The sequence below is a fragment of the Pseudidiomarina sediminum DSM 21906 genome, assembly GCF_000423165.1.
Taxonomy (GTDB): domain Bacteria; phylum Pseudomonadota; class Gammaproteobacteria; order Enterobacterales; family Alteromonadaceae; genus Pseudidiomarina; species Pseudidiomarina sediminum.
Genome location: NZ_AUHL01000010.1, coordinates 1 through 12,688, shown reverse-complemented (window position 1 = coordinate 12,688; position 12,688 = coordinate 1). Strand labels below are relative to the sequence as shown.

Annotated in this window: 17 protein-coding genes; 6 read left to right on the top strand and 11 right to left on the bottom strand. The window is 47.9% G+C overall.

What is annotated here, in order from left to right:
- Nucleotide 1: 1 nt before the first annotated feature.
- The 4 genes from G535_RS0105075 to G535_RS12970 are packed head-to-tail and all read right to left on the bottom strand — an operon-like array spanning nucleotide 2 to nucleotide 2,033.
- Nucleotides 2-724, bottom strand: coding sequence for a PilW family protein (locus tag G535_RS0105075; RefSeq protein WP_026861070.1), 723 nt, complete (start codon nucleotides 722-724; stop codon nucleotides 2-4).
- Nucleotide 725: 1 nt separating this feature from the next.
- On the bottom strand, nucleotides 726-1,145 hold the full coding sequence (locus G535_RS0105070; protein WP_157981202.1) for a type IV pilus modification PilV family protein: 420 nt from the start codon (nucleotides 1,143-1,145) through the stop codon (nucleotides 726-728).
- Nucleotides 1,132-1,614: a type II secretion system protein gene (locus tag G535_RS0105065; RefSeq protein WP_026861068.1), complete on the bottom strand. Its 483-nt coding sequence runs from the start codon at nucleotides 1,612-1,614 to the stop codon at nucleotides 1,132-1,134. Before G535_RS0105065 ends, G535_RS0105070 begins: the two co-directional genes overlap by 14 nt.
- Complete coding sequence (locus G535_RS12970) at nucleotides 1,608-2,033, bottom strand: type IV pilin protein (protein ID WP_034727725.1); 426 nt, start codon at nucleotides 2,031-2,033, stop codon at nucleotides 1,608-1,610. The genes G535_RS0105065 and G535_RS12970 overlap by 7 nt, the downstream gene beginning before the upstream one ends.
- Before the next feature lie 230 nt (nucleotides 2,034-2,263).
- Here G535_RS12970 and G535_RS0105055 point away from each other — a divergent pair, with 230 nt between their 5' ends.
- Complete coding sequence (locus G535_RS0105055; protein WP_026861067.1) at nucleotides 2,264-2,647, top strand: VOC family protein; 384 nt, start codon at nucleotides 2,264-2,266, stop codon at nucleotides 2,645-2,647.
- Here the strand turns inward: G535_RS0105055 and G535_RS0105050 are convergent.
- Complete coding sequence (locus tag G535_RS0105050; RefSeq protein ID WP_026861066.1) at nucleotides 2,639-3,118, bottom strand: GNAT family N-acetyltransferase; 480 nt, start codon at nucleotides 3,116-3,118, stop codon at nucleotides 2,639-2,641. The genes G535_RS0105055 and G535_RS0105050 overlap by 9 nt on opposite strands.
- Nucleotides 3,066-3,809, bottom strand: coding sequence for a cation efflux transmembrane domain-containing protein (locus G535_RS12965; RefSeq protein ID WP_084616795.1), 744 nt, complete (start codon nucleotides 3,807-3,809; stop codon nucleotides 3,066-3,068). The genes G535_RS0105050 and G535_RS12965 overlap by 53 nt, the downstream gene beginning before the upstream one ends.
- A gap of 149 nt (nucleotides 3,810-3,958) precedes the next feature.
- Between G535_RS12965 and G535_RS0105040 the strand changes: the two genes are divergently transcribed.
- Nucleotides 3,959-4,846, top strand: a complete 888-nt coding sequence (locus G535_RS0105040; RefSeq protein WP_026861065.1) for a LysR family transcriptional regulator — start codon at nucleotides 3,959-3,961, stop codon at nucleotides 4,844-4,846.
- Between the two features lie 32 nt (nucleotides 4,847-4,878).
- On the opposite strand, the gene G535_RS12960 is transcribed toward G535_RS0105040, so the two are convergent.
- Complete coding sequence (locus G535_RS12960) at nucleotides 4,879-5,478, bottom strand: DUF1294 domain-containing protein (RefSeq protein WP_051206973.1); 600 nt, start codon at nucleotides 5,476-5,478, stop codon at nucleotides 4,879-4,881.
- 238 nt (nucleotides 5,479-5,716) lie between these two features.
- Between G535_RS12960 and G535_RS12955 the strand changes: the two genes are divergently transcribed.
- Entirely contained in the window at nucleotides 5,717-5,953 is a 237-nt protein-coding gene (locus G535_RS12955) for a hypothetical protein (protein ID WP_034727733.1), read from the top strand.
- Between the two features lie 10 nt (nucleotides 5,954-5,963).
- Here G535_RS12955 and G535_RS12950 read toward each other — a convergent pair whose 3' ends face one another.
- The gene (locus G535_RS12950) at nucleotides 5,964-7,427 is read right to left on the bottom strand and encodes an FAD-binding oxidoreductase (protein WP_051206971.1); all 1,464 of its coding nucleotides are present in this window, start codon (nucleotides 7,425-7,427) and stop codon (nucleotides 5,964-5,966) included.
- Nucleotides 7,428-7,500: 73 nt separating this feature from the next.
- Nucleotides 7,501-8,466: a hypothetical protein gene (locus tag G535_RS0105020; RefSeq protein WP_026861064.1), complete on the bottom strand. Its 966-nt coding sequence runs from the start codon at nucleotides 8,464-8,466 to the stop codon at nucleotides 7,501-7,503.
- A 101-nt stretch (nucleotides 8,467-8,567) separates the two neighbouring features.
- Here G535_RS0105020 and G535_RS0105015 point away from each other — a divergent pair, with 101 nt between their 5' ends.
- The 3 genes from G535_RS0105015 to G535_RS0105005 all read left to right on the top strand — a co-directional run bounded on the left by G535_RS0105015 (nucleotide 8,568) and on the right by G535_RS0105005 (nucleotide 11,010).
- Nucleotides 8,568-9,278: a competence protein CoiA family protein gene (locus tag G535_RS0105015; protein WP_026861063.1), complete on the top strand. Its 711-nt coding sequence runs from the start codon at nucleotides 8,568-8,570 to the stop codon at nucleotides 9,276-9,278.
- Nucleotides 9,278-9,922 (top strand): hypothetical protein, encoded by a 645-nt coding sequence (locus tag G535_RS0105010; RefSeq protein WP_026861062.1) that lies wholly within the window; start codon nucleotides 9,278-9,280, stop codon nucleotides 9,920-9,922. The genes G535_RS0105015 and G535_RS0105010 overlap by 1 nt, the downstream gene beginning before the upstream one ends.
- Nucleotides 9,923-10,431: 509 nt before the next feature.
- Nucleotides 10,432-11,010, top strand: a complete 579-nt coding sequence (locus G535_RS0105005) for a DUF2971 domain-containing protein (RefSeq protein WP_026861061.1) — start codon at nucleotides 10,432-10,434, stop codon at nucleotides 11,008-11,010.
- 120 nt (nucleotides 11,011-11,130) lie between these two features.
- On the opposite strand, the gene G535_RS0105000 is transcribed toward G535_RS0105005, so the two are convergent.
- The gene (locus G535_RS0105000; protein WP_026861060.1) at nucleotides 11,131-12,255 is read right to left on the bottom strand and encodes a DUF4238 domain-containing protein; all 1,125 of its coding nucleotides are present in this window, start codon (nucleotides 12,253-12,255) and stop codon (nucleotides 11,131-11,133) included.
- 106 nt (nucleotides 12,256-12,361) lie between these two features.
- Nucleotides 12,362-12,688, bottom strand: a 327-nt coding sequence (locus G535_RS12945) for a transposase (RefSeq protein ID WP_034727721.1), incomplete at its 5' end; no start/stop codon positions are given.

Sequence of the window (12,688 nt, the reverse complement as noted above, 5' to 3'; positions counted from 1 at the left end):
CTTAGGCTCCATCCGGCAGTAAGTTGACCAAGCAGGTGGTACTTGAAATGGTTTCAAAAGCGCCATCAATCAGGCGTTCATAGCCAACAATAACGGCTTTACGACCCAACACGCCATCGTCGCTGGTGGTGGCACTGGCGCCAAAAGGGGAGCATGGCGTGGCACGATCCTCAAGCCGTACAAAAAAGTTATCTAAGCTGGCGACCTCACCGTCAGGGTCGACCAAACGTGACGCTGACACCAGAGGAATCACCGTCCAACGCATGCCCAGCCACGTATTACTTCTTGCGGAACTGCAACTGCCTTGGCCGACCAGTTGGACAATACCGCTGCTCGGGCTCACATAGAGCCCCTCACATTGAAAACTATCGGGAATATAATCATTATTGGTATCGTTGCCGATACGCCAAACAAGCGCTGTGCCGGTGCCAAAAGGCATTAACCGACCGCTGTTGGTTAAAGTCCCCATACCAATATCAATCACTGAACGTGGCTCATCAGCCAGCTCACTAGGAGGCACACCAAAGCCGGCACCTTGCAGTGACATATGGGTCGTTAACAAGGTCGCCAAGCTTTCGCTCTGCACACGCGCACTCTCAGATGACTTCACCATTGCCCGAACACTGGTCTGATACACGGTCATCATTGCAACCACAACAATGGACGTGATCATTAAGCCCACCAATAAGCTTACCAATGTTATCCCGTGCTGAGGTCGCTGCATCTTAACGCTCTCCAAAGAAGACTTCGCCATTGCCGCCGAAGAGCTGTTGGTTGTCGTCATTGTCGCTAGAGACCAGGCTGAGCTTGTGAGTGATCACATCACGCTGCAAGCCGGGAATATCTACTGTAACGGTGCTGTCACTGCAGCTTTTTGACACTTGAACCGCGACCGGTAACCAGTTGTAACTCGCCGGTGCCTCGCCTGCATCGCACAAGCGCTGAATACCGACGGTTTGCAGGTTTTCGCGCGTCTCTTGTAAAAAAGTGCTTTGCGTCACGTTATAACGCTGACTGACCATCGCCCGCGACAAGGCGTAAGTGAGTCCCAGAAAAATCACCCCTAGCAAGACCGCCGCAACCAGCGACTCGATTAAGGTCATACCGCGCTGATACCGTAATGCATTGTGTTTAGTAAAGTTCATTTGTTGCATCATTGTCGTTCACATCACCGCGGCTTAAGCTGTAGCGAATGACTTGCACAGCACCGCTGTTATTAATCAGGCGACCGCGATTATTTACGGCCAAGTGTGTCCAAGCAGCATCATTCACTTTTAGGTCCACCCCCTCAGGTAGGGCTTCGCGCCACAACATCGCCGACCCACCATCACTACAGCCTGCTGAAACGGGATGTCCTTCACACACAATCAACACACCTCGAATGAAACGCACGCCAGCGGCAGGATAGCTTTCGTCATGCCCTAACGGATTACGTAGCGCCACCGCTTGTGCCTTGCCCACCGCACGTTTAAACATCGACTTGGCTTCAGCCACGCTGGCTTCGTCATTCCAACCCCGAGTAAAAGGCACAGCAACCAATACCAAAACCGCAATAATGGCCGTCACTACCAGCATCTCGACCAATGAAAAGGCATGCGCTTTAGCTCTTACCATGCTTCGACTCCCGCGCAATCACCTGAGAGCTCTCGTGTGTTGTCATCGCTCAGCTTCAAGACACAACCATCAAGCCGCTCTTTTCCTGTTGCTGTTAACCTGTAGCCACTCGCCGTCGACACCAAGGTGTAATCAAAATACTCAACTTCTGCTGGCGACCACCCCGTCACTGCGCCTTTGGTTTCTGCGGTTGTGGTCGTTGTCACCGTTGGGTAGGTCAGTTGACGCTGAAAACGGTTCGTCAGCGCCAGCGCCAGCGTCGCCAGGTCGGCCTGCGCCGTGGTGACATGTCCGCGTGCCACGTAATCACGGTAATTCGGTAGCGCAATCGTCGCTAGAATCGCGATAACCACGACCACCAGCATCAGTTCAACCAAACTGAAGCCGTGTTGTCTTACCTCTGACTTGCCTTTAAGCATAGGCCTCACACAAACGTAAATTTTTTTTAGCTTTTGTTACTAAATGTGGGCAATTATCGCATAACTGTCAATAATTGCCCCTCGATAGACTGTAAACAAGTATGTTCAGCGCTATTCTCGCACGATGACACGACGAAGAACATGCTGAAAAACAGCACAAAATTTCGCTATCTTTTCATTAAGACCTCGGCTAATTTACTCGGATGCTTTCATAAACGAGGTAAAAGCTGATGATTAGTTACACCATGGTAGGAACCAACGACTTTAATCGTGCGTTGAAATTTTATGAGCAAGTTATGGCAGACCTTGGCATGGACGTATGCTGGAAAGGCGACGGTGCCATTGCTTATGGGAAAAAAGACGACCTGAAAGTACCCAACTTTATTGTCGGCAAACCCTTTGACGGTGAGCCCGCAACAGTTGGCAACGGTACCATGACCTCATTTTGGTGTAACGACCCAGCCCATGTAGATAAGCTCTACCGCACAGCTATCGATCACGGTGGTCAAAGTGAAGGTGAACCAGGCTATCGCCCGCAGTATATGGAAGGTTTCTACGCTGCCTATGTGCGTGATCTCGACGGTAACAAGCTCGCGTTTGTAAACCTAAGCTAAGCGCTCCATCAAATAATTCGTGAGCAGCTGACCACGCATCGTGACCTGCTGCTCATGCACTGTTTCAAATCCCATCCGTTGAAAGAACGGCAGCGCCGTTTTACTCACATGCGCATAAAATCGCGGCACCTGTAGTTCCGTCCCCACCTCGAACAAATGCTGCATTAAAGCTTTGCCAACGCCTTGCCCTTGATACTGCCAATGGCAGAAAAAGTGATCGATGTAGCCATCGGTTTGGATATCGGCATACCCGACTTGGAGGTTTTGATACACCGCGACATAGGGTTGAATACCGCGCATCCGTTGCCGCCAGAACAGCATATCGACCGCATCAGGAGCCCAAGCCGCTAGCTGGGCATCGGTGTAATCCCGGCGATTAACGTTATGCACGGTATGATAAAACAGCGCGTGCAGCGCCTCAGCATCGCTCTCTTGATAAGGACGAATGATCAGTTCTGTTGGTGTCGGCATGCGGGAGGCCTCCTGAACCCTGCTGGTCGCGACGCTGCAATACATAGTGTATACGTAAACGACGGATCGCGTCGCGCATCATTTTCAGCGGTACTAACACAAAGTAGACCGAGGCCACGACCACCATCACCGGGTCGGCGTAAACCGCATAGTCGTGCCAGCCGAGGTAGGTCATCACCGAGGCGATGATAAACCCGAGCATCACCGCAGCACTAATCACAGTGTCCATCAGCCACTGTTTCGACTCGGCAATAATCAAACTCGAGCGCGCACGCTGACGGTAATGCACCAGCACCCAATAGGTCGCCAAACAGCCCAGCACGTTGACCACCCCAAACACCAATGCCAGGCCGGTGTTGATTTCACGGCCGCCATTTAAGATCGCTTGGATAGCCGAGACCAACGACACCGTACACATAAGCGTTATTGCAAAACCTTTAAAGGCAACCACCCCAGCTTGAACTTGGCGGCGTTGTCGCGGTTGCTGTTGCGCCCGTGGCGTGCGCAAGTACCACGCAGCCGTCAACGACACCAGCGACAACGCCAAACTGACAAAGGAATACGCGCCATCGAAGATGATCACCAACGATCCCATCCACAGGCCCAAACCTATGCCCATGAGAGCAAAAAGTAAGGCTGAGAGCGTTGAGAAACTTAACAAATTGCGTTCAATACGATTCGCCGATGACATGATGTACTCACTTTTAATGACGTTATTTTCGTCATGATTCCTTTATTTATTGCTGTTGTGAGCATTTTAATGCGATTTAGCGCCTTGCCCTAACCGCTGAGCGACGATATATTCGTCACCATAACATCATCAATGAGCAGGCTTCAGGTATGAAGATCAATCAATTGGAAATGTTTCTCGCCACCTGTGCTGCAGGCTCCATTACCGATGCGGCGCGCAAGCTTGGCAAAAGTCGCACCACGGTCAGCTCTGCTATTGGTGCGCTGGAAGACGAACTTGGCGTCGAACTGTTGCAACGTAGCGGCAACCATGTGGTACTCACAGCGATTGGTGAAGCCATTCGTAATGATTGTGAACGCATGGTGATGATTGCCCATGATGTCGACAAACGCTGCCAGCAACACCTGCAAGGTACGCCCACCACCGTGCGTATTGCCCGTGACGACACCCTGCCGGAAGCCTTATGGCGACAATGGATCCAAGCCATGAAGCAACAGTTCCCAAGCACCAGTGTGTCGGTGTACATGGCACCGCCACCCGAACTCGAAAGCATGGTGGCCAGCAACGTTGTCGATATCGCTTATTGCTTGCTGCCCACAACCAACGCCTACCAGACCCCGTTAAGTAAAACCTACTCGCGCAAGCTTGGCGAACTGCGCATGATGGCCGTGGCGCATCGTGACCATCCTCTAAGTCAGCTCAGCAATGTCACGCTGGCTGATTTAGCGCGTTACACTGAATTTGCCTTAGCCAGTATGAGTGAACAGGGGTTACAGGCGGTCGCGCCGCTGTCAAACAACTACATCGCCCTGCCCTTTTATGAACACCTCCGCGATGCCGTGCTTGACGGTACCGGCTGGTCGTTCATTCCCTCGGTGCTGATCAATCCTTATTTGCGTGACGGCAGTGTCAAAGTACTGAACTTTGCCCAAGCGATGGAATGGCAATCGTACGGTGTGATCCAAGCCCACGGCGCTCCACTGAGCGGCCTTAGCCAGTGGCTCGCCGAACAACTCGAACATTACCTCGCCGGTTAAGCACTACGCCCCCTAAGCGTTGGCGGTGAGGGTTAGTAGGATAAATTGTCAATAATGCCGAATACTGCGGTTTTCTTGAAGGCGAGCGTGGCAACGATCGTAACATTCACCAGCACACTGAAGTAAAACACCCAGCGAAACGATGTTTTCTTGGTTTTGTGACGAAACTGCTGTTGTGCTAGCAACGCGCCGGGCCAACCACCTAGGAGTGACAATGAATGCAGCGCGTTTTCCGGAACGCGCTGCGCGCCTTCGGTTGCCGCATGCTTGTCATGCGCATACGCAAGATAAGCCACCACGCTGACAAACAAAAAGACATAAGAGAGTTCGAGCGGCAAGCGCCCCATAAAACCAAGAGTAGTAACGGCGGCCAGATAGCCCGCGCCAAGCAAAAACCAAGGCAACCAGTGAAAGCTGAGCTTGGTATGAAAGTAGTCGATGTCTACCGCTCGTAACTTGCCATCGTCTTGGCGTGCATCATTGAAGGTCACCAAATCGCCCACTTTCGGCGTTCGCGCACGATTACTAAAAGCACTCACATGCGCGAATAACTCTTTGCCACCGCTACTTGGCTTCACAAAGCCATAACCCTTCGCGGCATTCCATTTCACCAGCGTTCCGTTGCGTCGCATCTTGCGTTCCTTGTTTTGCTTGTTGCTTGTTGCTTGTTGCTTGTTGCTTGTTGCTTGTTGCTTGTTGAAGCAACATTGAACTGTATCTGGGAGATTTATTCAATGACTATGCGTTACGCAATGAACGTGTAAACGCGCTGGAGAATCTGCGCCGCTCTACTAGACTAAGGAGCAAGACAAATACCGCTCGTTTTACACCTTTCGTTGTTACACCGTTCGTAGTTACATAAGGGAGCACATGATGAAGCTTGAAAATATCCTACAAGACCCCGCCGCCGTATACGCCAAACCGCAAGATGTTCTCGGCGATGCCAACCTCACTACCGAAGACAAGTGCAAGGTGCTTGCGCAATGGGAATACGACGCCGAAGAGCTACAAACTGCCACCGCAGAGAACATGCCTGGCCCCAACGACAGTCTGCTCGATGACATTTTAGCGGTGAAGAAGCAGCTCAACTGCGATGCCAGCAAATAGCTGAAGTAGCTCATTGCTGATAGTGCTGCTCCCACAATTTATTACTGAATCGATACGTGGGATCGAGCTTTTTCTTTAATGCGAAGAATTCTTCAGCATGGGGGTAGGCGCTATGGAATTGCTCTGTCGTAGCGTGCAGTTGGTAGGGTAAATAGTAACTGCCGCCTTCTGAAATTACCGCGTCAATCATTTCCCGACTCCATGCCTTCACATGCTCCCGATCCTGCGCGGTTGTTCCTTGGCGGTAATAAACCACAAAAGCAAACACCTCTTCTCGCGCCCAAGCCAGCAGTGAACCGCTATCTGGCAACGCATGACGCACAGACACATTGAGCACATTCACATCATGCGCTTTAAAAATATCCGTCATTTTTGCCGAGAAACTATCAAACCGCTCAACCGGAACAAAATACTCCCGTAAGGCATACGTTTGGTCTGCGCGACTTTTAGGTTCGAGTTCTCGAACATCATAACTGGCTTCATAGTTTCGCCATTGCACTGGATCTGAAGCATGTTTGAAGGGCTCAAAAATATGCTGCCTCATCCACTTGCCAAAATTTGAATCAGCAACAAACTTGGCAACCCTTGGTTGCCACCAATACTCCCGATCTCGCGGAACCAGCTTTTCGTGTACAGTGAGCGGCTGTTCAGTTTGAACCCAGCTCACGCTGTTCACATGAGTAAAATCTGGTGGATAAATCGTCGCATTATGAAATACCACGTTTGGATGATTCCGAACGTTCTGTTCAAAGAAAGCAGCATAGTGTTCAATCGCCATGTAATCTGTTTCTCGACCAACTTTTACATTGGGCACGAGCTCAAGCGTTGCTTCAGCGATAACGCCAAGACCGCCGTATCCGCCGATAACACCAAAGAACACGTCAGCGTTCTCCTGTGGTGATGCGCGCACAACAGAGCCATCTGCCAACACGACTGTTATTGATTTCACCGATCGGATAATTGGCCCTTCGCCAATATAGCGTCCATGCACATTCACGCTCAACGATCCGCCGACGGTGAAGTTTGCGTACGACTGCATGATTTTTATGGAAAGGCCTGCAGGATCGATGACCTCCTGAATATCACGCCAGCGCATACCACTTTGCACCGTAATTTCCTTTGCTACGGGGTCAAAAGAAACAACGTTGTCGAAATTTCTCATATCAAGATGAAGGTGATCTTCAAGGGCAATTTGACCACCTTGACTATAGCGGCCACCGCCAATGGAGATTTTTCCTTCTGTTGTCCGAATCGCATGCTGAATATCCGCGATGGATTGAGGCGCAATGACTTGTGCTACTTCGATAGGGTTCAAACGAGTGATATCGTTGACTAAATTAACGCTGTCGGAGGGAGGCTCTTGCTCTGCAGAAAAGTCGACCAACACGTAGGCTGCAAGTAGCAAAATAAGTGTCAGCAGAACGCCGATAACGATGGCGATAAATTTTAAAACTGTCTTCCCTGTAATAAACATAAAATCCCTTTATTTTTATTCTCTAAGAGGGTTTGAATAGGTTAGCAGTTTCCTTTCAAAAACCAACTCAGCGCTAGGATAGCTTGTCGGTACCATGGCGGCGGGCGGTCTCGGTAATCGGCCACCCCAGTCGCGTGGTGTGGTCAAAGGTAAAACAATGCTCGGTTGGGTGTGCGCGACAGGCGCCAATAATCTCATGTGAGCTTTCAAAGTGTGGTTTGCACAGCCGAATAGTGCCATCGCAAATCGGACAGGTTGCCATTGCACTAATCACCTCTAGCGTCGGTGAGGTTGTCTCGTTAGGTTTCAAAATAACGACCGATTGCGGAGCCGACATCCTAGCCATCATATCGTGCGCTAACGCAATACGCGTTGTCACGAAGCGATCAAATTTTCGAAACCATCGAAACAGCCACCAACTGAACCCACTCAAGAGCATTAACTCTAAGACGGCATTGGCAGACGGTGCCGTAATGAGTTCAACGACAAGACCAGCAGCGAGAAAAATGCCTCCCATAACAACAAACCACATGAAAACACCGACCACAATAATTGGCCAAGCACGCAAGCTAAGTCCCGAGAGAAAACCGAAAAGACGCCATAATTGATGCTTCTCCTCGAAGGTATAGCGAATGGCACCGGCGGGAATATCATTGACCGAACGAATCCCCTCTTTTGGCGTTGGTACCGCGGCGAAGCTCGCCACGTTAACACGCTGTGATTTATCCATCGTGATGGCAGGCACGTAGTCAAAGCCATGGTCAATCGCAAACTCACGCAAGCCTTCAAAAAAACGTTCAAAGGTTTCATCAAACTTTGAAAAAGCCTTTCCTTGTGCCGTATTACTCTCGGCTTTTAGCGGGCTATCCACGAGCTCAGTTAAAGTAAATACCAGTGTTTCACCGTCAGTATCGAGTATCTGTTGACTCATGTTTTTCAGTAACGCATGAAAAGCTTGCGGACGTTTTTTCGTTGCCGCAAGCATTTCGACCCATTCCTTGGCACAGCGCGCCGCAATTATAAGCTCTTGTTTTTCCATGAAGATTCTCGGTGATTCTCGGTGTTTCGCTAACTTTCCCTAAGTTTCCGCGGTTAATTGATTGGCGTCAACACGTCTTTTATTAACACGAGGATTACGCCATGCCACATTCATTTATTCCATTTGCTATTCATGTACCTAGCGGACGCACGATAGAAGTTTCTGAAGCGGAACGCGGAAGCAACTGTGAATGTATTTGTCCCGTTTGCTTCGGCGACTTAGTTGCGAAACAAGGTGACGTAAACGAATGGCATTTCGCCCAACATCAAGCAAGTCATGCTCAAACCTGCTACTACGTTTTTGCCGAATCGCTTTATACGATGGCGATGCAGTTAGCCGAACGTATCGAACGCATCTATGTTCCATCAACACGAATGATCCCTAACCGGACACTTGACGTCACCTCAGTGACCACAGGCGTGAGTTTTGACGGGTATGCAGTCGATTTAGTTGTAATCACCGAGCAAACCCAAGTTGCGGTGGTTTTTACACATGCGCTCAGGCCGTTTCGAAAAGAACTGCTCTCGGCAATCCCGAACACCTATCCCATCTTAGAAATTGAACTGAACCGCAACTACGATGCGTTGAAAGCGAGTGAACCAGGTCGCTACGTGGAGTGTTTACTGCATTTAATCAGCACGTCTTGGGTTGATAAGTACTGGCGACGGAGCCCTGAAAATTCTGAGTATCCGCATCAACCACAATTTGCCTATCACTGTCTTGGCTGCGGTGGGTGCTGGCAGAGTCATGCTCATGACAATATGTGCAAGCGCTGTAAATCACCGCTACTCTCAATGCGGAACCCTTTGTAATGATGATTTTTGCTCTCACGGCAGAGGATAAAGTCATGGTTCATATTAGCAATGCAAGCAAAGGTCATCGATATGTCTGCGCATTGTGTCAGACGCCTTTGTCCGTTGTGCAAGGGACTCAGAACCGTCATCACTTTCGTCATGTGGCAGGTCGCCGAGCTCAGGGTGGCGGTGGAGAGACAAACCTCCACCGCCAAGCCATAGAGCATATTGTCGCAACAAGGGGAATAGTCCTGAACAATAGCTCAGAGTTGGTGTTTGATCAGGTTGCAACGAACGTGAGCTTTCACAAGAAAGTACGACCAGATATCGTGGGTATTAAAGACGGCAAGCACTATGCCATTGAGATTCGTGTGACCCATGCGGTGAGTCAAGAAAAAGTGGCAATTTTTAAGGAGCTTAACGTAAATGCGATTGAGATTGATCTAAGCTCATGGCACCGCGCTTGTCCCTCATTTGCTAGCCCTGCAGGCATTGCACAGCTTTTGAACCGGTACGCACCACACCAATGGCTTTCACGACAACGCAGATTCCCAAGGCTTTATCACACATTGCAGCAACTCAAACACTGGCTTTTCGGCATCGCGGCGATCACGCCGACTAGGCCACCAGCCCCTTATCAATTTAACTTGGATTTACGGTAGGTCTGCAGGATGGGGGGTTAGCTAAAGCTAGCAAAGAAATACATAAAACGATATAACTTGTTTGAACAATGTTTTATATCTGTTTAGGTTATGAGTAAGCATGCTCGGAGGCGTCATGCCGCAAACGCAACGATTGATTCCATTAGTAAAGTTGGATGCCCCTGATGAATTAGCTGTAGCCACTGGTAATAATGCAAGTTGGCATTGTGGTTGCGAGCGAGGGCTTCCGTTACTTGGTAAATCAGGGCAACTCACAGGGCCAAGTGAAAATACATGTGTGGTTTGCCCGAATTGCGAAAAGAAATATTTGTTGCCCAGATGGTGGTGATTACAAACGTGCCGTATAAGTTGTACAACTAGCGTAAAAGCCAAAATGTGCAACGCATCGACAATTGAGACTCTGCTGAAAGTCTGCTTGGAGCGAATAGCTGACATTGAACTTTGAGGCCTAGCAAGCTAATCTGGCTTGCTAGGAAGCTGACCTTGCACGGTCTCACTAATAGGCTGTTATGCAGAAAGAGTACTACAAGTTACGAACACTCGAGCAGTTTGAACGAATTGCCGACATACTCGTGAACAATCGTCTGTTTTGTTCTAAGCTGCGGGATCTAAACGATCCCATGGAAGGCTTCTTTCATGCCAACATTGAGGGAAAAGGTTTTTCTACTCTTTACGTGAAAGGCGACCCAAGGAGAATATGCTCACTTTCAGGCTCTGTTCAAAGCATCAAGCTTTGGTCACAATATGGCGACGACCACAAAGGAATAGCTATTCGATTTGAACCGGAGACGCTCCCGCAAAAGGTCACATACTCAAATCAGTTATACACTCTCGGCAAAGAAGAGCATCTTACAAACTCAGAAATCCTAACGAAACTAAAAGAATGGGAATACGAGGATGAATATAGATATATTTCATCGAATGACAAATTTCTATTTGGTTCGGTAACGGGAATTGTCTTCGGAATCAGAACCCCTGACGCTTCAAAAAACTTGATCCAGAAAATGGCAGATTCACTTAAAATTCCTACTTTTGGAACCAAACTAAACACCAAAAACTACACGATAGAAATCTTGCATAACCAGTAGCTCCATACAACTCCGATCAGAGCTTCGCACTAGCCTACGCGTATGAGCTTCACGTTACTAAATGCCCGCTCCTGGCACCAAGCCGAAGGTCAGCACCGAGCGAAGAGCGGACTTTTATCGTTAGTCTCCACAACTACTAATATGAGAGCCAATTACTATTTTTTTATTCAAATTATCGATGTTTTTCACTTTACAGTTGCGGCGTCCAGTTAATGCAATATTGCTACTAAATTTCGGATCGAAAACTTCGATAGAAACTAGCTCGTCATCTTTTGCCAATTCAACACAATCATTTAGTAAATTTAAAATTAGTAATTCATTATCATGATGATAGTTTTTTATCTCAAAAACTAATCTTCTAGTAGTGGTGAATATCTTGGTTGTTAAGTAACTTGATGCGCTAGATAAGCTACCCTTAGCGGGCAAGCTGGAGACTGGGTTATTCATAGATGAGTAAGTATACTCATCTGCGTTCAGAAGCATTAAGTCATTCAACTTCTCAATTATATTGTAATGACTGCACTCTAAACCCTTAGTTTCGGCTTCAAAAGCATTGTGCGACACATATGCCAACCACGGCGTCATTGGCATAAAGTAGAATGGACTTTCGTAGTGCCCATTTATGTAATTTCTTATAGGTTCCGGATAAAATATCTGTACGACGTCGTGGAGGTTGTAAAAGCATTGCACAACCGGCTTGTCAGATGTTAAGAAAGGTATTTTCGTACTATTTATGATTATCGAAGCACATTTATGTATCGGATTTATAAATTTGGGTTTGGCTAGATATAAAAGGCGTTTTAACGAAATTTCGCTGTAAAGAGTTCTATTTCGCTCTCCACCCTCAAACATATCTGCCCACTCTGATATTTTATCCCATGATTTTTGGTGTGTTCCTATCGAGTCTTTAGTTCGAAGAAATTGTATAGCCACAAACAATGAAATAACCGAAAATATTTCATTCGAAAACTCGCCATTGAGTAACTTATGAATCGCTCGATCGTAGTGGTTCTCTATTACTGAAAGATAATTCTCGATAACAGGACTTTCCGGGTCGTCAGTAGCTAAATTATAAAACCGAGTTTTTGTAAAAACCCTATGCGTTATTCCTCTCCTTCGCCATTGCTCATCAAGATTAGAGGAGTTAACCCATATCGCCTTTTTGTATCCTTCTTTACATGTTGCATCAGTAAAGCGCTTTAAATAAGCTGCTGGTACAATATGTTGCTTTTTCTTTTTTGCCATATTTAATCACATGTATTGGAACTCTTCAGATACATTGTCAAGTATACGGATAATTTGCAAATTGTAGTTACGTCCGCATCACGCCCTGAGACTTTCAACAAGCTTTTTATGCCGCAAGTAAAGTCGATTTTTTCTCTCTCAATGACTTCAAATACTTGGACTCATCATAGAGCTGTTTACTCTTCCAGCATTTGAATACAATTCGAGCCCACTTATAGGCGAGAGACCGGACTGCGGATTGATGAGATTTACCCTTGTCGCGTTGTTGTTGATAATAAAGTCCAGCCCAATAGGATTGATGGACACTTTTAGCAGCCCATTCAACAAAGCTTTGTCTGACAAATTTCGAGCATTGCCAACGCCAATGAACCCAACTTTTTTTACCACTTCTTTCTGTTACGGGAGAGAGCCCGGCAAAATTTTGCAGCTGCTG